22 protein-coding genes and 2 pseudogenes are annotated in these 20,261 nt (G+C 61.5%); 17 read left to right on the forward strand and 7 right to left on the reverse strand.

From position 1 onward, the window contains the following. Positions 1–391: 391 nt before the first annotated feature. Positions 392–928, reverse strand: a complete 537-nt coding sequence (locus AC1DW9_RS34130) for a CinA family protein (protein WP_476777335.1) — start codon at positions 926–928, stop codon at positions 392–394. 127 nt (positions 929–1,055) lie between these two features. Continuing rightward, positions 1,056–1,265 (reverse strand): annotated as a pseudogene (locus AC1DW9_RS34135) (cold-shock protein). A gap of 346 nt (positions 1,266–1,611) precedes the next feature. Here AC1DW9_RS34135 and AC1DW9_RS34140 point away from each other — a divergent pair. Beyond that, positions 1,612–1,821 (forward strand): alpha/beta hydrolase family protein, encoded by a 210-nt coding sequence (locus AC1DW9_RS34140; protein WP_476777336.1) that lies wholly within the window; start codon positions 1,612–1,614, stop codon positions 1,819–1,821. A 99-nt stretch (positions 1,822–1,920) separates the two neighbouring features. Beyond that, positions 1,921–2,706 (forward strand): exodeoxyribonuclease III, encoded by a 786-nt coding sequence (gene xth / locus AC1DW9_RS34145; protein ID WP_441508921.1) that lies wholly within the window; start codon positions 1,921–1,923, stop codon positions 2,704–2,706. Positions 2,707–3,001: 295 nt separating this feature from the next. Here xth and AC1DW9_RS34150 read toward each other — a convergent pair whose 3' ends face one another. Further along, positions 3,002–4,006, reverse strand: a complete 1,005-nt coding sequence (locus AC1DW9_RS34150; RefSeq protein ID WP_476777337.1) for a LysR substrate-binding domain-containing protein — start codon at positions 4,004–4,006, stop codon at positions 3,002–3,004. A 33-nt stretch (positions 4,007–4,039) separates the two neighbouring features. Here AC1DW9_RS34150 and AC1DW9_RS34155 point away from each other — a divergent pair, with 33 nt between their 5' ends. From AC1DW9_RS34155 to AC1DW9_RS34175, 5 genes are all read left to right on the forward strand, one after another. Continuing rightward, a complete protein-coding gene (locus AC1DW9_RS34155; RefSeq protein ID WP_476777338.1) occupies positions 4,040–5,134 on the forward strand; it encodes an ABC transporter ATP-binding protein in 1,095 nt (364 codons plus the stop codon). Next, the gene (locus AC1DW9_RS34160) at positions 5,131–5,985 is read left to right on the forward strand and encodes an ABC transporter permease (RefSeq protein ID WP_476777339.1); all 855 of its coding nucleotides are present in this window, start codon (positions 5,131–5,133) and stop codon (positions 5,983–5,985) included. Before AC1DW9_RS34155 ends, AC1DW9_RS34160 begins: the two co-directional genes overlap by 4 nt. 2 nt (positions 5,986–5,987) lie before the next feature. After that, a complete protein-coding gene (locus tag AC1DW9_RS34165) occupies positions 5,988–6,791 on the forward strand; it encodes an ABC transporter permease (protein ID WP_476777340.1) in 804 nt (267 codons plus the stop codon). A gap of 19 nt (positions 6,792–6,810) precedes the next feature. Beyond that, a complete protein-coding gene (locus AC1DW9_RS34170) occupies positions 6,811–7,929 on the forward strand; it encodes an ABC transporter substrate-binding protein (RefSeq protein ID WP_476777341.1) in 1,119 nt (372 codons plus the stop codon). 69 nt (positions 7,930–7,998) lie between these two features. Then, complete coding sequence (locus AC1DW9_RS34175; RefSeq protein WP_476855328.1) at positions 7,999–8,922, forward strand: arginase family protein; 924 nt, start codon at positions 7,999–8,001, stop codon at positions 8,920–8,922. Between the two features lie 404 nt (positions 8,923–9,326). Here AC1DW9_RS34175 and AC1DW9_RS34180 read toward each other — a convergent pair. Continuing rightward, a pseudogene (locus AC1DW9_RS34180) lies at positions 9,327–9,402 on the reverse strand (cyclophilin-like fold protein); the annotation flags it as partial. A gap of 186 nt (positions 9,403–9,588) precedes the next feature. Here AC1DW9_RS34180 and AC1DW9_RS34185 point away from each other — a divergent pair. Both AC1DW9_RS34185 and AC1DW9_RS34190 read left to right on the forward strand, forming a co-directional pair. After that, positions 9,589–10,443 (forward strand): transglutaminase-like domain-containing protein, encoded by an 855-nt coding sequence (locus AC1DW9_RS34185; protein ID WP_476777343.1) that lies wholly within the window; start codon positions 9,589–9,591, stop codon positions 10,441–10,443. Between the two features lie 534 nt (positions 10,444–10,977). Then, positions 10,978–11,403 carry a DUF1236 domain-containing protein gene (locus AC1DW9_RS34190; protein WP_441508923.1) on the forward strand — a complete coding sequence of 142 codons (426 nt, stop codon included), beginning with the start codon at positions 10,978–10,980 and terminating at the stop codon, positions 11,401–11,403. Positions 11,404–11,527: 124 nt separating this feature from the next. On the opposite strand, the gene AC1DW9_RS34195 is transcribed toward AC1DW9_RS34190, so the two are convergent. Beyond that, the gene (locus AC1DW9_RS34195) at positions 11,528–11,710 is read right to left on the reverse strand and encodes a DUF3606 domain-containing protein (RefSeq protein WP_441508924.1); all 183 of its coding nucleotides are present in this window, start codon (positions 11,708–11,710) and stop codon (positions 11,528–11,530) included. 628 nt (positions 11,711–12,338) lie between these two features. Between AC1DW9_RS34195 and AC1DW9_RS34200 the strand changes: the two genes are divergently transcribed. From AC1DW9_RS34200 to AC1DW9_RS34210, 3 genes are read left to right on the forward strand one after another with little or no spacing between them, the layout of a single operon-like run. Further along, positions 12,339–13,415 (forward strand): YihY/virulence factor BrkB family protein, encoded by a 1,077-nt coding sequence (locus tag AC1DW9_RS34200; RefSeq protein ID WP_441508967.1) that lies wholly within the window; start codon positions 12,339–12,341, stop codon positions 13,413–13,415. Next, a complete protein-coding gene (locus AC1DW9_RS34205; protein ID WP_441508966.1) occupies positions 13,412–13,786 on the forward strand; it encodes a hypothetical protein in 375 nt (124 codons plus the stop codon). The genes AC1DW9_RS34200 and AC1DW9_RS34205 overlap by 4 nt, the downstream gene beginning before the upstream one ends. A 3-nt stretch (positions 13,787–13,789) precedes the next feature. Beyond that, positions 13,790–14,200 (forward strand): hypothetical protein, encoded by a 411-nt coding sequence (locus AC1DW9_RS34210; protein WP_476777345.1) that lies wholly within the window; start codon positions 13,790–13,792, stop codon positions 14,198–14,200. A gap of 184 nt (positions 14,201–14,384) precedes the next feature. Here the strand turns inward: AC1DW9_RS34210 and AC1DW9_RS34215 are convergent, their stop codons facing one another. Further along, complete coding sequence (locus AC1DW9_RS34215) at positions 14,385–15,908, reverse strand: FAD-dependent oxidoreductase (RefSeq protein WP_476777346.1); 1,524 nt, start codon at positions 15,906–15,908, stop codon at positions 14,385–14,387. 256 nt (positions 15,909–16,164) lie between these two features. Between AC1DW9_RS34215 and AC1DW9_RS34220 the strand changes: the two genes are divergently transcribed. The 5 genes from AC1DW9_RS34220 (at position 16,165) to AC1DW9_RS34240 (ending at position 20,118) form a co-directional block, all read left to right on the forward strand. Continuing rightward, positions 16,165–16,668: a YciE/YciF ferroxidase family protein gene (locus AC1DW9_RS34220; RefSeq protein ID WP_441508963.1), complete on the forward strand. Its 504-nt coding sequence runs from the start codon at positions 16,165–16,167 to the stop codon at positions 16,666–16,668. Between the two features lie 64 nt (positions 16,669–16,732). Beyond that, positions 16,733–17,146: a low affinity iron permease family protein gene (locus AC1DW9_RS34225; RefSeq protein ID WP_476777347.1), complete on the forward strand. Its 414-nt coding sequence runs from the start codon at positions 16,733–16,735 to the stop codon at positions 17,144–17,146. A 581-nt stretch (positions 17,147–17,727) separates the two neighbouring features. Beyond that, complete coding sequence (locus tag AC1DW9_RS34230) at positions 17,728–17,994, forward strand: glycine zipper domain-containing protein (protein ID WP_476777348.1); 267 nt, start codon at positions 17,728–17,730, stop codon at positions 17,992–17,994. Positions 17,995–18,530: 536 nt separating this feature from the next. Continuing rightward, positions 18,531–18,689 carry a hypothetical protein gene (locus AC1DW9_RS34235; RefSeq protein ID WP_441508955.1) on the forward strand — a complete coding sequence of 53 codons (159 nt, stop codon included), beginning with the start codon at positions 18,531–18,533 and terminating at the stop codon, positions 18,687–18,689. 82 nt (positions 18,690–18,771) lie between these two features. Further along, on the forward strand, positions 18,772–20,118 hold the full coding sequence (locus AC1DW9_RS34240) for an ISL3 family transposase (protein ID WP_476777349.1): 1,347 nt from the start codon (positions 18,772–18,774) through the stop codon (positions 20,116–20,118). Here the strand turns inward: AC1DW9_RS34240 and AC1DW9_RS34245 are convergent. Beyond that, positions 20,085–20,261: transposase domain-containing protein (locus AC1DW9_RS34245; RefSeq protein WP_476855329.1), on the reverse strand; the 177-nt coding region annotated here is incomplete at its 5' end. The genes AC1DW9_RS34240 and AC1DW9_RS34245 overlap by 34 nt on opposite strands.

Below are 20,261 nucleotides of genomic sequence, written 5' to 3' on the forward strand. Positions count from 1 at the left end.
AGGCTGGCAGCTCGATAAAAAGATTGAGACGCCTCTCCATCCGACCCGATCATGAAGCAGGCTGGCAGCTCGATAAAAAGATTGAGACGCCTCTCCATCCGACCCGATCATGAAGCGGCTCAGCGCCGACTTCGCAGAGAAGCCAGACCCCTGGCGGGAACTCATTATCGCGCAGCGTGGCGCAGAGGCTTGTCGGATAATCACCCAAAGCGATCGACGGCGGGCTCTATGACCCCGCCGTGGGCGCTTTTGCTTGACCCCTACCGCCCCAAAAGAGAAGGCCCGCCACCCCTTTCGGAGCAGCGGGGTCGAAACATACGGAGCAAGGGGACCTCCGAAGAACTGGTGGATTGCTCGCAGAGGGCCAAGGGAAGGGCTGGTGTCTGCGATTTTAGTGTTTCGGCTCGGCGATCAGATCGAGCGCAGTAAGCAACGCGGACTGAAGCGCGGCGTGCAGTAGAACATCTGGGCTCGATTTGCCGAACTCACAGTGGCGGTGCTTCACCGTTCCATCGGCCATGACGGCGGCTACATGTACGCGTCCAATAGGGTTGCCGTCTTCATCAGGCTCAATCCCGGTCACGCCCGTCAGAGCGATGGCCAAGTCAGCACCGCTGCGCTCAATGGCGTTCACGGCCATCGCGCGAGCAATCGCTTCAGAAACCGCGCCAAATTCCGCAAGCAATTCCGGGTTGATCCCCAGCAGTCGCTCTTTCGCGGACTTGCGATAGGTGACAAATCCACCGGTGAGCGAGTTCGCGGCGCCCTGCACGGAAGACAGAAGGTGCGCCAGCGAGCCTGCAGAGCAGGATTCAGCTGTAACGACCGTTTGGCCTCGGGCAGAAAGCTGCGAAATGAGAAGCTCAGCAAGAGCAGATGCGGGCGGAACTGACGAAGTTGGAAGTTCGTGCAAGAGGTCCAGTGACATTTTGATGCCTCGCCTCAATCGGCGGGTCCGATGGCTGTTATCGTACCCCGAAAAGCGCGCAGTCCTTAGCCGCCAATGCCAATCGGGTGGAGAAGAACAGCACCCAGTTCCAGACCGGGAGGGTGCATTATTCCGGCTTAAGGTTCTCGGCATAGGTTTTTCCCGAGCGTTGATCCGCGACGAGCTCGTAAGCGATTTACTGTCCGTCGCGCAGCTCTCGCAATCCCGCACGCTCTAAGGCGCTGATATGAACAAACACATCCTGTCCGCCGTCGTCAGGTTGAATAAAACCAAATCCCTTGGTGGCATTGAACCACTTCACCGTTCCCGTCGCCATTGCGGTCCTCCGCAACCCTGAGCCCAAAAAAGGGCCCGCGGTGTCCTCCCACAGCGGGCCCAGTCAGGGGTCATGGGTAATGTCGGCTGAACGCGCATGGAAACGGAGGGTTCCGCCAAAACGCAAAAAGGCTGGCCACCCTTTTCAGAGCAGCGGGCCGGTTTCAAGAGGAAGCACCAAGCCGAGCGGCCGGCTGACGCAGCCAGATACCTAAAAGGAACATAAGTACAAATTTGTTTTTAATGGCTTTCCCAAGGACCAGTTCCTTAGCCTGGCGCAACTCAAATGAAACGGCCTCGGCTGCCCGATGTCGATTCGTGGGTTTGGATTATGATTGCTGTGATGCTTGCCCTGGCCGTGGCTCAGCCGCCCTCGGTGTTTCGGTCCGACACCGACCCTCATTTTGCATGGGGATGCCGACCATGTGGTCCCGGTATCAGACGCCGGGGCCATCGAGAGGCTGATCAAAAGTAACGGGGGACATGTCCAAAGCCATATCTATCCAGGCGAAGGACACGGACTTTCTCTCGCGAGTTGGCCGGATGCGATATCGTGAGCACAGGCGTTCCTGCGCGGGAACCTTAGACGCTCGGCGGGAAAGGGCCGAGACCCCTGAGCTATGTGGAGAGATTCCCGGCTAGGAGGAGAGCCGTCATTGAAGATCGCGACCTACAATGTAAACGGCATCAACGGCCGCTTGTCGGTTCTTCTGCGGTGGCTGAAGCAGGACAACCCCGACGTAGTCTGTCTGCAGGAGCTGAAATGTTCCGACGATCGCTTTCCGGAGCGTGAGCTGCAGCAAGCCGGCTATGCGGCGGTTTGGCAGGGCCAGAAGAGTTGGAACGGTGTCGCCATCCTCGCAAAGCGCGGCCGCCCTCTTGTCCTGACGCGCCGAGGCTTACCCGGAGATCCCGATGACAGCCATAGCCGGTACATCGAGGCGGCGGTGAACGGGATGCTGATAGGGTGTCTCTATCTTCCCAATGGCAATCCCGCCCCTGGGCCCAAGTTCGAATACAAACTTCGCTGGTTTGATCGACTGCAAAGCTACGCCGAGGAGATACTATCACTCGACGTGCCGGTTGCGCTCGTTGGTGACTTCAATGTCATGCCGACGGCGCTGGATGTCTATGCGCCTGAGCGGTGGAAGGAGGACGCTCTCTTTCGCCCCGAGGTGAGGAAGGCATACGCCAAACTACTTGAACAGGGGTGGGTTGACGCCGTCAGGCACCTCCACCCCCACGAGCGCATCTACACGTTTTGGAAATACTGGCGCAACTCGTTTGAACGCGACGCGGGACTGCGGATCGACCACTTCCTGCTAAGCCCCGCTTTGGCTGCATCACTCAAGCGTGCGGAGATTCGGCGTTCGCCGCGTGGCTGGGAGCATACCAGTGACCACGCCCCGGTCCTGATAGAGCTTGAATACCCCCCGCCGTAGCTCGTCGAACTTGAAACAGATCGTTGCCAATTTCTTGCCGCCTTGCAGGAACCAAAGCCGTCACCATCTCGGTGTCCGCGCGGTCCCATCATCGCACCTGGCTGCTCTCCGGTTGGATGCGTTGCCGCGGATGTACCGGCCGCAACCGACGGGAGGGCAAAGCCAGTTTCCCGGCGATGGCCGGAGCCGTCTAGTCCTGACGATAGTCAGAGGCCCGCCGTTCACAGAACGGTGGGCTTAATTTTTTAAGCGCAGAGCGAATTCCGGGGACGGGGACGTCCTGTGCTCACTTGGATTAGGCTCCCGTGTAGGGAGAATTAGCCCGAACTAAGCGAGTGTTCTCTTCCCTGAATGCATCCACAAACTCACGCGCAATTCGTGAAAGTGGACGCACGCCCGGCTGGAACATCGCATAGCGATAATCGAGCCTGGGAAGGAACGGTTTCGCGATCAGTCCCACCTTCTGGAAATGCAGGCTGGTGACGACGTCGACGATGGTCACGCCGACGCCTTCCATGACCAGCGCGCAAGCGGTGCCGAAGAACTCGACATGAACGGCCATGCGCAGCCGCGCCGAATGCTCGGCGAAGGCGCGTTCGATCGCCTCGTGCAGGAAATGATCGGCATAAAGCGAGATGAAGGGGGCGTCGTCGAGATGGGCCGGCGTGATGACCGACTCGGCTGCGAGCGGATGATCGGCGGGCAGCATGCAGACGCAGGGGACTTCGATCGTCTCGATGACGGAGGCTGGGCTCTCGATCGGATGCTCGGCGAAACCGATATCAAAGGCCTCGATGCGGCCGAGATCGCGCACGGTGGGCGATGAGCGCGTGATGAAGCGCACTGTGCCGTCCGGCCAGCGCCTCAGGAGCCGGGAGATGATCGGCGGCAGGGCATAGGTGGCGAGGCCGGGCTGGCTCGCCAGCGACAGCGTTCCCGAGCGTAGGCTCTTAAGATCCCGTGCGACCTGGCGCGTGCGTTCGAGCACCCCGAGAGCGCGACGCGCCTCCTCGTAGAACAGCGTCGCTTCGGGCGTGACCTGCAACCTGCCCTTTTTGCGCTCGAACAGGGAGACGCCGAGCTCGTCCTCAAGCCGGGTGATCAGGTTGCTGATCGCCGGCTGCGACTTTGCCAGCAGGGTCGCCGCGGCGCTCATCGAGCCAGTCTCGATGACAGCACGAAAGGCCTCGAGGTGCCGCGTATCCAAGCCCGTCTCCGCCATTGAGTTATAATCCAGATTTATATCTTTTAACTCATTTCGTTTTTGACGTAAGCCGGGAAAACGGGACCATGGAGCCAAGCCTAAACGGCAACGGGGAATGGGACCGCATCGGTGAAAGACTCGCTTGTCCTCGACAAGGTCGAGAAGCGCTATGGCGATTTCGTCGCGCTCGAACCGACCAATCTGACGATCAAGGCAGGCGAGTTCATCACGCTGCTCGGCCCTTCCGGGTCGGGCAAGACGACGATCTTGATGAGCATTGCCGGCTTCGTCGCACCCAGCAGCGGCCGCATGTTGCTCGACGGCCGCGACGTGACGGCGCTGCCGCCCGAGCGGCGCAATTTCGGCGTCGTCTTCCAGGGCTATGCGCTGTTCCCGCACCTCACCGTCTACGACAATGTCGCCTTTCCGCTGAGAGCACGCGGCATCACCGGCGAGGCGGCCCGGCCGAAGATCGTGGCCGCGCTGGAGACGGCGAAGCTGCAGGCCTTCGCACATCGCTATCCCCGCCAATTGTCGGGCGGGCAGCAGCAGCGCGTCGCGCTTGCCCGCTCGCTTGTCTTCGCGCCGGAACTGCTCCTGCTCGACGAGCCCCTGAGTGCGCTCGACAAGGCCTTGCGCAAGGAATTCCAGACCGAGTTCCGGTCGATCCATCGCGAGGTCGGCTCGACCTTCATCTATGTCACGCATGACCAGGAGGAGGCGCTGACGATGTCGGACCGCATCGTCATCCTCGACCGCGGCCGCATCCTCCAGATCGCCCCGCCAGCCGAGCTCTACGAGCGGCCGGCCACCGAGTTTGTGGCGGGCTTCCTCGGCAAGAGCAATTTCCTGCGCGGCAAGATCGCCTCGACCAGCGGTGGGCACGTCGAGATCCATATGCCCGGCTTCGCCGCGACGGCCGCAGGAAACGGCATCGCGGCGCGTGCCGGCGAAGCAGCGGTCGCTGCCCTCCGGCCTGAGAAGATCAGGCTTGCCGCGTCAACGGCCAGCGCCGAGGCCGCGCCTTGCCAAGTCCGCGGTCGGGTCGGTGACATCACCTATCTCGGCGCGGCCGTCGAGGTCGAGGTCAAACTAACGAATGGCGAGACGCTGCTCGCGACGGTTCCGGCCGGGCAGCGCAGCTTCGCGGAGGGCGAGGAGATCGTCGCCTCATGGGCGCCGGATGCGGCGATCCTCGTGTGCGGCAGCGAGGCCTCGCCGTGAGCGCCGCCGCCGCCACCAGCACCGGCGGAAGCGAGCGGCTCTACTGGCTGATGTTGCTGGCGCCCTGCGTCTTCCTGGCGCTGTTCTACCTCGTGCCGGTTCTGAACGTGCTGGTGCTGAGCTTCACCGTGCCCAAGGCCGGCCTCGCCAACTATGCGGAACTCGTCAACAACGGCGCCGTGCAGCGCGTGCTCTGGACGACGCTTCGGATTGGGGCGATCACCACCGTGCTGGCGCTGGGCATCGGCTACATCGTCGCCTACGCCTTGCTGCAATGCGGGCCGCGCGAGCGCAAGATCCTGCTTGGCATCGTCGTGGCGAGCTTCTGGATCAGCGCCCTCATCCGCGCCTTCGCCTGGGTCGCGCTGCTGCAGTCGAAGGGGCTGGTCAATTCGATCCTGCTCTCGACCGGCCTGATCGAGAGCCCGCTCAGCCTCGTGCGCAACGAGCTCGGCGTGCTCATCGGCATGGTCCATTACATGCTGCCCTACGCGATCCTGCCGCTCTACACGAGCCTGCGCGGCATCGACGACCGGCTGGTGCCGGCGGCACGCGCGCTCGGGGCGACGCCGGGGCAGGCCTTCCGTTGGGTCTTCCTGCCGCTCAGCCTGCCCGGCCTGATCGGCGCGGGCGTGATCGTGATGATCTTCTCGCTCGGCTTCTACATCACCCCGGCCATCCTCGGCGGCGGGCGCACGATCATGGTGGCAGAGTTCATTAGCGTACAGATTTCCGAGACGCTTCGCTGGGGGCTGGCGGCGATGCTGGCGACCGTGCTGCTCGGCGCCGTGCTCCTGCTCGTGATGTGGCTCAGCCGCTTCATGGACGTCGAACAGGCGCTGAGGAAGTAACCATGGCAGCGCTCAGCGTCCCCTCGAACTCAACCGGGCTTTCGCTCAACCGGATTGTCGCCTGGCTCGCGGCCTCGTTCCTGCTGCTGCCCATCCTCGTCGTCATCCCAATCTCGCTGACGCCGGAGCGCTATCTCTCGCTGCCGAGCACATCGATCTCATTTCGCCATTACGGCAGCCTCGCGACCGACGGCCGCTGGACGAAGAGTATCGTCGACAGCCTGATCGTCGGTATCGGCGCGACGGTGCTTGCGACCGTGCTCGGCGTCGCCTTCGCGGTCGGCGCCTGGCGGCTGGGAGCGCCGCTCGCCCGGCGCCTGCGCCTCCTGCTGCTGGCGCCGATCATCGTGCCGCCGATCGTGCATGCGGTCGCGTTCTACCGCGCCTGGGCCACGCTCGGACTGCTCGACACCTATCTCGGGCTGATCCTGATCCACGCGATGAAGGGGCTGCCCTTCGTCGTGCTTACAGTCGCCGGCACGCTGTCCAATGTCGATCCGCGGCTGGAACAGGCGGCACGCAGCCTCGGCGCCAATGCGCGGCAGGCGATGGGCTGGGTCGTGCTGCCGCAGATCCGCGCCGGCATCGTTGCAGGCGCGGCCTTTGCCTTCATCACCTCCTGGGACGAGACCATCGTCGCGCTCTTCGTCACCAGCCGCGCCGTGACGACCCTGCCGCGCCGGATCTGGGAGGGGCTGGCAGACAATATCGACCCGGCCATCGCTGCGCTCGGCACGGTGATGATCGTCCTGACCTTCGCCGCCGTCGCGATCTCGACGCTGCGCAGCGCCTCCGCAAAAGCCTGACAACAGAGGGGAGACCAGCATGACCAGAGAGCATCAGGAATTCCGTGACGACTGCCTCGCGATCCTGCGCAGGCAGACTGAGGGCAAGCGCGTGCATCGCCGCCGCTTCCTGCAGGCGCTCGCCATGCTGGGAGCGATCCCGGTGGCCCTGCGCCTCACGCCGGCCCATGCCCAGACCGGCGAGATCGTCGTCGTTAACTGGGGCGGGGATGCCGTGCCGGCCTATGACGCTATCTGGGCCCAGCCCTTCAACGCCGCTAATCCCGGCGCGAAGGCGTTGATCAACGGCTCGGGGCCGAGCTCCGGCAAGATCAAGGCGATGGTCGAGAGCGGCGCCGTGACCTGGGACGTCTGCGACCGCACCGTGCCGGCCTCGATCGAGCTCGGACGCCAGAACCTACTGGAAAAGGTCGATTGGTCGATCGTCGCGCAGGACAAGGTCCGCGCCGCGCATCGCTCAGACTGGGGCGTCGGCGCCTATCTCTATTCCTTCGTGCTGACCTACGACGCCAAGGCCCTGAAAGGACCGGTGCCGAAGAACTGGAAGGACTTCTGGAACGTCAAGGAATTCCCGGGCAAACGCACGCTGCGCAACAATATCGAGGGCATGCTGGAGGCGGCGCTGCTCGCCGACGGCGTCAGCCGCGACAAGATCTACCCAATCGATGTCGACCGGGCGCTCGCCAAGATCAAGGAGATCAAGCAGCACACGATCTTCTGGACCACCGGCGCGGAGAGCCAGCAGCTCTTCCGCAACCAGGAGGTCGTGATGGGCAATCTCTGGCACACGCGCTCGATGCTGCTCGCCAAGGAAGTCGGCGACCACATCAAGTTCACCTTCGAGGACGGCATCCTCTTTCCCGGCGCCTGGATCGTGCCGAAGGGGAACCCGGCCAAGGCCGGCGCCTGGAAGTTCATCGCCTCGGCGCAGGATCCCAAGAGCCAGGTCGAACTGTTCAAGCGCGTCGGCAACGGGCCGGTCAACCCGGCCGCCGCCGCGATGGTACCGGCCGAGATGAAGGCGCTCGACTGCGGATCGCCCGAGAATTTCGCGCGCCAGGTCGCCGTCGACAACGAGTGGTACGCGCAGCACTACGCCACGATCCTCGCCCGCTACATGGACGCGATCGCCTCCTGAGCCTCGACCCACGATGGGCGGCATCGCGCCGCCCGCCCCTGCCTTTCCGACCAAGACACAGGACTATCGATGACAACGGCGCCGTTTTCGCTCGCCCAGACCTTCATGGGCGTCCCACATCGCACCGAGATCGGCGACGCCAAGGCGGTAGTCCTCGGCCTGCCCTTCGATTGCGGGACGCATCCGCAGCGCGTCGGCTCGCGGCTCGGGCCGTCCTCTATACGCGAGCAGTCGCTGCTGCTGCGAGCCTTCGACTTCGTCAACGGCATCAACCCACTGGAGGCGCTCGGCGTTGTCGATGTCGGCGATGCGAAGGTCAGCCCCGGCGATCTCGAAGCCTCCTATGTCGCGATCGAGGTCGCGGTCGGCGCCATCGCCGAGACGCGGGCCGTGGCGGTGACGCTCGGCGGCGACGGAGCGATCGCGCTGCCGGAGATGCGGGCGCTGCACCGTGTCTATCCCGATCTCGTCACCGTCCATATCGACGCCCATACCGACGCTTACCCGATCGAGGGCTACAACACCGCAACCGCCTTCGGCCGCGCCGTCGAGGAAGGGCTCGTCGATCCGGCCCGCTCCTACCAGGTCGGAATGCGCGGCACGACGATGCTGCCCGGCGTCGGCGAATACGGGCGCAGCCTCGGCTACAACGTGATCCCGCTCGCCGAACTGCTGGAACGCGGCATCGCCAACGTCTTCGCCGAGATCCGCGCGCATATCGGCGACCGAGCGGTGTACCTCTCCTACGACATGGACTTCTTCGACCCCTCGGTCGCGCCGGGCGTCTGCACGCCGACCTGGGGCGGGGCGACCTCGCGCGAGGGGCTGGCGGTGCTGGAGGCCTGCGCCGGGCTCAATCTGGTGGGCGTCAACATCAACACGGTCAGCCCGCCGCATGATGTCGGAGGCATGTCAGCGCTGCTGGCGGCGCAAGTGACGCTGAATGCGCTCAACCTGATCGCGCGGCAGCACCAGTCCAAAGCTGCCAGTTAAGAAACGAGGTTTCTGGCCGGCGAACGACGGATGGCCGGCCAGAAAACGGGAGCGAACTTTGGTGGCTTCCCCTTAAATCATAGAACTCGCACTGTACGGGCTACCCCTATTCCCATTCGATACTCCTCCCGATGCCGCCGCTCCGGCTTTTCAATGCCCCGGCCATGGGAATGGGCCTTTCACCATTTCCCGGGACCGATCGGGACGAGATGAATTGAAGGCGTCGATCGTGGGTTTCGAGATGTCCGGAGGTGCATGAACCGCCGCCCCATCGCGGCGCTGCCTCATTCAGCTCGTAGCGCTTGATCCCCATCATCGGCTCCGCGTCTCAACACGGAACCCCATGAATCAGACATCTCGACAGTTGTGAATCCTGAATGTCGATCCGCTCTAGAAGAGGCTGGATCAATGCGCCCGAGCCGGATCAGCCCTCGGGAACCATCGATAGTCCGCGTAGAAGAAGGCGAGGTTGCCCCAGGGTTACTTCGCGAAAAGGCCACGCCCTCCACAGGCGCAGGAACTTTTTTGGTAGCCCCGCACAGCTCCGGCGGAACGCGGAGCCCCGGATCAACCCCCCTCCACAATCTAGGCATCCCGACTGAGGAACCTCACGGCCCCCCGCGAAGTTCGGCTGGAGAATTTCTGGCTTCGACAAGGAAATTCTCGATGGAAATCCGCCTCGGCTATCACATTGAGATTGTTACACAGCAGCCGACGCCGGCCCTTCTCTTGCTGGATCCTCATCCAGGCCGCGATGCCGATATCGTAAGTCGCCTGGTCCGGACGGTGACATCGCTGGTCGACGGAAGCCCCGTGTTGACCAGCGAATATTCAGACAGCTTTGGCAATCGCCGTCGCCGCCTTGTCATACCGACGGGTGGCGTCGCATTCAAAAGTGACATGATCGTGCGGGACTCGGGGGAAGTCGATCTCGCGAACCGCAGCGCTCGTGAAGTATTTCCGGGAGACCTACCTTCGGATACCCTAGACTACATCCTGCCAAGCCGGTACTGCGAATCCGATGAGCTTGCGGGCATTGCCTGGAATTTGTTTGGCAACTTCGCTGGTGGATGGAACCGCGTCCAGCAGATTTGCAACTTTGTGAATGCTCATATTCGCTTCGATTATCAACTGGCGCGGGCCACCCGCACGGCGGCGCAGTCGTTGAATGAAGGCGTAGGGGTCTGTCGCGATTTTACCCATCTCGCCATAGCGTTCTGCCGCGCCATGAATATTCCAGCGAGATATTGCAATGGGTTTCTCGGCGATATCGGAGTGCCGCCTGACCCAGCGCCAATGGATTACAATGCCTGGTTAGAGGCCTATCTCGACGGCTGTTGGTATACTTTCGACGCGCGGCACAACGTACCGCGGATTGGCCGCATCCTGGTCGCCAGGGGAAGAGACGCGGCGGACATCCCGATGATCCACACCTTCGGGCCGCATTTCCTTCAAAAATTCGAGGTGACAACCGACGAGCTTATCCCGCGTAACTGTGTCAGAAACCGGCGAACCGGCTGATAGGAGCAAAAGACCTCATTGGCCGGCATCGAAACCTCCCTATCACTTCCTGATCCGTTCAGAGCCGTTGCGACGTCAGTGCCGAACTCTGGCCAACCCGACGCCCTAACCGACACTTTGGACTCGCGCGAAGGCTCGCCCAATCCTGTAGTGACATTCCCTGAGAAAAGTGCGCGTCGTCGACCCAGTGCCCGCGACAAAAAATAACGGCAGTTAGCGGCGGGGCAGTATTATAAAATCTCGTTGGGTGCCGAGAGCCCTCGAACGCTCTTCGAGGGGGATGCTCTCCCGCGCGTGCTCCGACCCGGATTGTTCGATCCGCTCTCAGCTTCCACGCCGTCGCGGGTGCTCTCGCGAGGAAGCCGTTTCGGCCTCTGTCCGGATCGTCAATGTTGTAGAAGACTATCCCATCCGCGACATTCGAAAACTCTAAACAGTGCCATTGGCACCTGAGTCAAATTCTGAACAAACGTTCATGGAACCAATGGCTTAGCAGCCCGTTCTAATGGTCGGCGGGGGCCATTGGAGGTCGACATGATCAAGAAGATTATCCTGGTTTCTGCGCTTGCTCTTATGCCGGTCGGGGTTTTCGCGCAGTCGAATTCTGGTGCGGCAGGCGGCGCTGCGGCGGGTGCAGGAGCCGGAGCCGTCGGAGGCGCGATTGTCGGCGGTCCGGCTGGAGCGGCAGTTGGAGCCGTGGGCGGCGCCGTTGGCGGCGCGATCGTTGGCGGTATCGCGGCGGATCAGCGTACTGAATTCCGCACCTATGTGAGGGAACAGAAGGTGCCGTCGGTCGCCTACAAGGAGAAGGTTGTGGTCGGTGCCACTCTTCCGGAGACCGTCACTTACAGAGAGGTGCCGGCTCGCTATGGAAAAACCGAGTATCGCTACACCGTCATCAACGATCAACCGGTCCTGGTCGAACCCAAGACCCGCAAGATCGTCCAGATCATCGAGTGACGTCTTACGGCCCGCCGGAAACGGCGGGCCGCCACCAGAAGCTGCGGTCTTGCGTGCCTTGGTCGTATCCGCTTCACTTTGAACTCTAAAAGCTGATCGCTGCATAAAGCGGTGCTACGACGAACTAATCAGGCTTGCCCAAAACCTGCGCGACGGCGGCCGCGCTCGGCCCCGCTTTTTCTACCGCCATTTTCAATTGCTCGATGCTGACGCCCCACTTTTGCGTCCAGTACTTCACCTCGTGGGGTTCATTCACATTGATGCGCGAGCGGTCCTGCGCACCTCTTTTGGTGAGATCGTCCGGCATGGGAACCTCCTTGAATCCCATTGAACCTCGCTCATGGATCGAAGTTCCGAGTGACGGCGGCAGATGGCGCGAGGATGTTCTCGGAAAGACGGAACCGGACCCGCTGACTGATGTCCGCGATCCAGCTGGTGAGCGCCTAAATAGGCTGGTTACAGAGTGCGGGTTAGCGCAAAACATCAAATCGATCCTGCCCAAGCCGCTTGCACTCGGATTGGTCGGCCTTCTGTTCTTCGCGAACAGGACCAATATTAGAGCAACCCTGGCCGCCATGGGCGCGGCGGAGCGTTGGCGATTGGCGGTCCGTCCTAGTGGCTGACGCTGGTCTCACTTTCCTATGTCAGGGTTCTGCTCATAGTGAAGGTCGATTGGGCGACCGTCGGCCGAGCTATATCGCCAGGTCGCGAGCCAGCGCGATAACATGGACTGCTTCGTTGCCAACCGGCTTGTTCGAATCTTTGGGTGGGCCGCCACCCTGCTCCTGTCCGTCGCCGCGATAGCTACCGTGATTGTCTACTAAGCAACGCCGAATTAGCCCTCGCGTCAGGCGCGGCAGCGGCGTTGACGCTCAAAAGAATGCGAGGTCCGCAACATTATCGAGCGTATTGGCGTTGCTCCCCGCACGGAGGATATGCTGTTGCGGTATGAACGTGCGCTCAGGGGCGTGTCGCTAGCCTTCCTACTGGGCTTCCTGTCTGCGTATGCGATTTCTCGCCTTGAACGCTCCGACAGGAGCGCCCGGGACGATGCCTACGAGAAGAAGGTCGCGCATCGCACCAAGGCCGGAGAAAGTGCGGCCGTCCCGACCGAGATTCCAGCGAAAGGTTGGACTGACATTGCTCGTCGCACCTACCACGAGGTTGAGCGCGATCGGGTCTTGGCAGTTGCGGCAGGTGTGACTTTCTATGGGCTGCTCGCCCTGTTTCCGGCACTAACCGCATTTGTCTCGCTTTACGGACTTGCCGCCGATCCGAGCACAATCGCCGATCAATTCAATATGCTGGACGGATTCTTGCCCGCCGGGGCGACGGATTTTCTTCGTGAGCAGGTTGGCCGTATTGCAGCTGGCGGCGAAACAAAGCTTGGTTTTGCTTTCGCAGTCAGTTTTGGCTTGGCCGTGTGGAGCGCAAACGCCGGAGTGAAAGCACTATTTGATGCCTTGAACGTCGCATATGGCGAAGACGAAAAACGGGGCTTTATCAAGCTGAACCTTGTGTCGTTGGTATTCACCCTTGGGATCCTGGTGTTCTCGCTTGCCGCCCTCGGAGCGGTCGCTCTCATTCCCGTAATCTTGGATTACTCCCAACTCGGCGTCGCTGCAGAATGGCTCGTTACATTGGGCCGCTGGCCAACCCTCATCGGACTTCTTCTTCTTGCGCTGGCAGTTCTCTATCGATACGGACCAAGCCGTGATGAGGCACAATGGGTCTGGGTTAGTCCGGGCGCCTGTTTGGCGGCCGTTGGTTGGCTGGTCGCGTCGATGTTGTTTTCTTGGTATGTGGCGAACTTCGAAGACTACAACAAAACCTACGGCGCAATCGGCGCAGTGATCGGCCTGCTCACCTGGATGTGGTTGTCCGCGACGATCGTTCTCGTGGGCGCCGAATTAAATTCAGAAGCCGAACGCCAAACCTATCTCGACACCACAAAAGGTGCGCCGATGCCGATTGGCATGCGTGGCGCCGATGCGGCCGATCGCAAAGGATGACCCAATATTTGTTGCTGAACGCTTTCAGCAGGACCAAGGGAACAGAGACGGGCGCAGGTCGTTACGCTCACATCGATTTTGCCGCCAACCTGGAGACCGTCATGGCCACGTCCAAGAGACAAACCGGCACCCGGCACCGTTCGACATCCCAAGGCGCCGAATTGGCTCAATCACTGAGGGGTTCTGGCAGCACCGTTTCAGACAATCTGCGTTCCGTGGGTGTCAATACAGACGAAATGGCAGAAATCGCTGAACGGCGCGTGACGGAACTCCAGGAAATGCTGATGGACGAGATTCGGGCTCGGCCTCTTAGAGCACTTGGCTGGGCGGCAGCCGCGGGCCTGGTGGTCGGCTTGTGGGCGGCGAAATAGCTCATGGGATCGCTGATAGCCACATTGGTTGCGCCTCTCGCCGCGGCGATCAAACAAAAGGTGATTGCCTACGCCCTCATGGTATGTGCTGTGTTGCTGGTTGTTTTTGCGTCCGCCTACATTCTCGATGCGGCGCACAGCTGGCTGGCGTTTCGGTATGGCCCAATCAGCGCAAGCTTGAGCGTCGCAGGCGCCCTGCTCGTCACGGCGGGCGTTTGCGTCGGATTTGCATTCTATATCCGCGGGGGGCCGGTCTCGACGCTGCCTTACGCGCGTTTGCTTCGTCCCAAGTTTTCAAAGACCGGTGTGGCACTGGCCGCGGCCATTGCTGGTGGGCTGACTTCATTCACGGCTATCGCAAGCTCGAGGCGTCTAAGGTCAATATTGTCCGGCCGGCCTAGTCATAATCCCTAAGGCCGCCCGAGCAGACTTAGTTGGTTTTAACCAAAACGACGCGGGCATCATTCGATCCTCCTAGGACGCGCACGGTTGCTCTCGCGGACCGCTTGATGCCGTCGCATGCTCCGCGGTTGTGATGGGCGCGGTGATATTCGCAGACGCTCGGCACTCGACATAGGCCACCTGTTACGCGGATCATTCAGCTTTCGATCGCAGGGAGCGGAGCTATGGCTGGTCCGTGGAGGACACTGCCATCTGGTGCGAACTGGGAACCATGACAGGGGCAGTCCCAGCACCGCTCAAAAGAGTTCCACTGCAAGTGACAGCCAACGTGCGTACAGGCCGCTGATCGTTCAAATAACTTCCCCTTCTCATCGCGATACGCGGCGATCTTGGCTAGGCCGCGCCGAATGATTGCCCCTTGTCCGGGAGCCAATTCGTCGACCGAGCCAAGCTCACCCGGCGCCAGATACGACGCAGCATTTGCGAGGAGCGTTGCGTTCTCTGAAAGGAAGCGCACCGCTGCCTTGAGCGGCTTGCGCCCGGGATCGTAGACGGAGGCGTAAGGACTTTCCTCACCGGCTATCATCGCCGGGATGATCAAACTGGCGACGACGCCGTGGGTGATACCCTGGCCGGAGTCGCCGGTCGCGACGTAGACCCGTCTGTATTCCGGATCCAATCCAATGAACGCACAATAGTCGAGCGTGTCCATGACTTGTCCGGACCAGCGATGCGTTTCCTCACCGAGATTTGGCACCAACATCCGAATCCAGGATTCGAGAGCCACGAAACGCGCGGGCGCGTTGTCCGCTGCACCCGTTTTATGATCCTCGCCACCGACGATGAGGATGTCGCGACCATCGACGCCGGAAGTCAGGCGCACGTAGTGATAGGGATCGAGCGTGTCCCAATACAACTGGTCTTCCACCTCTCCGCGCTTGAGGTCGAACGCCATCGCATAGGTGCGGTACGGAGCTTGTTTGGTGTGAAAGCCTACCGTCTGATGGATCGGCGAATTGGTCGCGACCACAGCGTGCGGGGCCATTATGTGGTGGCCATTCGCCAGCGTCACCTTAACGAGGTCGCCTTCTTCGTGGAGCTCATCGACTGCGGTGTTTGGATGAAGACGTCCGCCCTTTGCTTTGATCGCGTCGCAAAGACCATTCAAATATTTTAGAGGATGAAAGGTCGCCTGGTTGGGGTAGCGGAGATAGGGCGTCGCCGCGAGTCCGCGGAGCGGGAGTCCTTTGTCGCGATTGACGGCGACCTTTAATTTTTTGGCGGCATCGATTTCATCTTGCAGGACGCTCTCCTCGCTCGTCGGGTCGAGAAACAGGATGCCGTCGAGCCTCCGAAATTCACAATCGATGCTTTCTTTGGATTGGATTGTCTCGATCCGATCGACCCCAGCGCTCTGGCTGTCCTGGAACGTGCGGGAGAGTTCCGTCCCTCGCATTGAAATCAACCCAGCCAGGGAGTCGTCGCAAATGGGCGCCAGATGGGCTGTCGTTCGTGCGGTCATTCCGCCGGCAATCGCACCACGGTCCACAACGGCAACAGATCGTCCACGTTGCAGAAGCTCGTAGGCCACTGACAGACCGGCGATGCCGGCTCCGATTACCACCACGTCAATGGTGAGGTCCTTACTCAGCGATTTGGCATGGCTGGCAACCTTCACGTCCATCCAGACCGAACGGCTGTGCTCCTGCAACGCGTTCATCGGTAACCTCCACGCTCTGGGAGCAGGAACGTCACCCGTCGCATTTGGTTCGGCAGCCCGACGAAATCGATTCCTCCTTCGTCCCCCGCATCATCGCCGCTAGAGCTTCACACAGACACCGAGATTGTGCGTGCACGGGACCGCCCAAACCGGCGGGCATAAGCGTTGGCCGCGAACACGTGATCGAACTGGAACAATCCCCTGCCGACGAGGTTCGACCTGTCTCAGGAAGCCTACCCAAACCAGGGAGACAGCCATGGCGGACGCCAAGACCCTCAACGACATGTTCATCGACATGCTCAAGGACGTTTATTACGCCGAAAAGCAAATTCTTCGCACACTTCCGAAGATGGCAAAGGCAGCCAAATCCCAGGAACTCAAGGCCGCATTCGAAAAGCACCGGGATGAGACGGAGGGACAAATCGAACGTCTGGCGCAGGTCTTTGAGATTGCCGGCAAAGCAGCCCGCGGCAAAACCTGCGACGCGATTCTCGGCATCATCGAGGAAGGTAAGGCGGTGATGGAGGATTATGCCGGCAGCCCCGCCATGGACGCAGGCCTGCTCGCGGCGGCCCAGGCCGTGGAGCACTACGAAATCGCCCGGTACGGAACGCTGAAGGCCTGGGCCGGACAGCTTGGCCTTAAGGATGCAGTGGGCCTGTTGGATCAGACTCTCACCGAAGAATCGAAAACCGACGAAGCGCTTTCGAAGCTCGCTGCGGGCTCGGTCAACGAGTCAGCCATGGCGAAGGCCGCGTAGCCAATAATTTGGGGGCCCCGATATCCGGGGCTCCCGCCCTGACAATCAAGTAAGGCGATGCGCGATGGCAAACTATGAGGATTCACTGGTCGAACTTGGGAGGGGCGCCTCGTTGTTCACCCGCCTTTCCCAGACCACGGCCCGTTGGGCGGGAAAGCCGCAAACATTCTTCGTGGCGCTCGGGGCCATTGTCATTTGGGCGATGTCGGGCCCGATTTTCGGCTTCAACGACACCTGGCAGCTGGTGATCAATACATCGACTACGATCGTGACCTTCCTGATGGTCTTCATCATCCAGAACAGCCAGAATCGAGACACCTGCGCCATGCAGATCAAGCTGGACGAACTGATCGTTCGCCTCGAAGGGGCTCGCGAGGAACTCCTCGACCTCGAAGAGCTGGACGAAGAGAAGCTCGAGGCGCTTCGCAATGATTTTGAGCGACGTGCCGAGCGTGCCCGCGCGCGGACCACCGGCTAATCAAGAAGGACTGTACCCGAGATAAAAATGAGAAGGGGGAGACCGCATGTCATTCGCGGCGTCGAAGCATGGTACTAGCCATCACCTGAAGACGCGTGCGCTCCGATATTCAGTTTGGACGGGTCGCGGGCCGGATGTGAGATTACAGGCCCCGACGCCCCCGTACCAAAAACGATGTTGGGGACGTTGCCTCTGGCGGTGATTGCAACAGTTAGTATCCCCCCGCCCCTGACAGAGCCTTGATGAGCGCGAAAGCGCGAAGCGAAAAGCCGCACGCCATGGTGTGTGCGAGCCCACGGATTAGGGTATCTGGCTTCACGGCTTGGCGAGGCAGGCTCAAGTTGGCGCCGGGAACTAATTTGGCCAGATTGGATCAAAGGGCGGAGGGATGAAACTCCGCAAGAGAGAGAGAGACGGTCGCGTAGTCGGAGAGCGAGCTGTCATCACGCCATTTCGACCAAAGCGGATTCCGCCGGGCTTCACGGCACCGCCAGATGGTGGGGATCGCGGCGGTTGATCAACTCGGAACTGTCTTCGACTGACCGAGTTGAACGAAAATCCTCTTCGCCGGAGTCAGAACCATGGAAAATCAAACCCATTTTTCGAGCTTTAAAGAAATGTCAGAGCACGCCGACGCTCTTAAGGATGATTTCGATCATGATGCGACCGGAGCCTCTGCCACTTTGTCAGCTGATGGTGTGGGCACTGACCGTATGGCGGCAATCGGAAGGCAAGCGGCCAGCGAATTTCAACAACTAATAGAAGAGGAAATCCGAGCACGCCCCATGCGCTCGGTGGGATGGGCAACTGCCGCGGGACTTGTACTGGGCTTCCTGGTGGCAAGGTAAAGGTCTGCTCGGTCACCAGCCTGGAGTGTGTCTGGTGCGAGTAGGTTTCCCTACCAGCTGGCCAAGTGCCCATGTGTAAGAGGTCAATGCTATGGGGGAGAGGTTACCTCCATTGACCGCGCGTGCGGTCCATATCTGCGTCGACATGCGGAGGTTGTTCTCGCCAGCTGGCCCGTGGAGTACGCCGTGGATGCCGAAGGTTTTGCCCCAGTGCGTTGCTCTTTCTGCGCATTGCCCAGACGCGACGATATTCACAAGGTTCATCACGCCCCGAACTGAGGACGATGCGCGGGGCGCCTGGCGTGCCCTTAACAAGCGCTGGCCCGAGACGACGCAGCAACGGATCCACCCTGACTTGCTCGAACTCATGCCGGAGTTGGCACGTTTTACCCCCCGGCGCGGGTGTTCGACAAGTCCGTATACTCTGGGTTCGCTGGGATCCGGCTCGTCAGATACCTCGAGGAAATCCAGGCTGACGTCGTCATCCTTTCGGGTGCGGAAACCGAATTTGCGTCCTGTCGACGGCGTTGGGAGCCGTGGATTATGGCTATCATGTTGTGATAGCCACCGACGCGGTATGCAGCTCCTCAGACGCGGGGCACGATGCCCTACTGAAACTCTTTCATGAACGCTTCAGCCACCAGATTTCCGCGGCCGTAACGGCAGAAATTCTTGAAAACTGGCGGGCCCGGTGATGCAACTACCCCGGGACCGGGCGCAAACGTGTCTAACGGTGAAGCTCTTGGGGGGCACCCCGGGGGCACGCGACCCGCAACCATGCTGCTGCGCCACCTGAGTAAACGACCGAAGTGTCGCTGCCGGATCAAAACTCCTCAGAAGCGGGCTCTCCCGCAGTTTTGGTGCAACCATTTGGAATCTCGCGGATTCCCAAAGGCTCCAGGGTTCAGGAGCTGTCGCCCCATGTCCAAGAGGATATTGCCATTCGTCCCGCAGCATTTTGTCGTGGAGCGGGTCCTGCCGCATGCCGCAGGCGTCAGCATTGTCTGCCGAACTCGACGTCTCGCGTCCCGCTGCCCAACCTGTCGAAGCCTGTCGGCACGCACGCATAGCCATTACGAGCGCCGCATCGCGGACCTGCCTTGGCAAGGGCGCTCCGTGACACTCTGCTTTCAGGCCCGCCGCCTTCGCTGTGGCAATCGCCGCTGCGCCCGGCGCACCTTTACGGAGCGTGCGGAAGACGCGGTCAGGCCGCATGCGCGCGGCACGCTTCGGCTGCGCGAGATCCAGCGCAGTGTTGGGCTGGCGCTGGGGGGCGAAGCCGGCGCGCGCCTCGTCGAAAGGCTGGGCATGCGCGCCAGCGCGGACACCATGCTCAGGATGGTGCGGAGCCGTCCCTCTTCCCTGGACCGGGCACCGCGGATTCTGGGTGTCGACGACTGGGCCTGGCGACGCGGCCAGCGCTACGGGACGGTGCTCGTCGACCTCGAGACCAACCGCGTCGTCGACCTTCTGCCCGATCGCGACAGCGCGACGCTCGCGGACTGGCTGGCGACACATCCCGGCACCGAGATCATCGCGCGCGACCGTGCCGGCGCCTATGCGCAAGGCGCTCGCCAAGGCGCGCCCGGCGCGCGCCAGGTCGCCGACCGCTGGCACATGCTGCGCAACTGCTCGGACGCACTGCTCGATGCCGTCGAAAAGCGGCATCGCCTTGTTCGCGAGGTCGGCGCCTCGCTCGCCGCCGATCGCGACGGGGGAACGTCAGGACGTCTCGTTCAGTTGCCTGAGGCTTTCGGCATGCCGAAGGCTTCTCGCCAGCGGCGGGATGGCCGGGCGGCCCGCCAGGCAATGTACGACAGCGTCGTCGCCCTGCGGCAAAGAGGGTGGAGCCTGACAGCGATCCGGCGGGAGACCGGGCATGACCGCAAGACGGTGCGCAAGTGGCTTGACGACAAACGGCCGGGATCCTGGCAGCGTCGGAAAGCGAGCGCTCATCCCGCGGATGCCTTCTCAGACTATCTTCGTCAGCGTTGGGATGAGGGCTGTCGCAATTCGGATTTCTTGGCTGGCGGCATGGATATGATCACGAAGCTCTTCGACCTTGAGAAGTTAGGTCGTAACCGCTGTTTTCAGGCCACGGCCTTGAGCGGCTGGGGTGCGTAGGCCCAGGGCAGCAAGCCGTCGATCTGGCTTTGCGGATGGCCGGCGACGATGCGGGCGATGACGTCGCCGAGATAGGCTTGCGGGTCGACGGCGTTGAGCTTGCAGGTCTCCACGAGCGAGGCGATGACGGCCCAGTGCTCGCC

It is taken from the genome of Allobosea sp. P4_E12 (assembly GCF_056401655.1).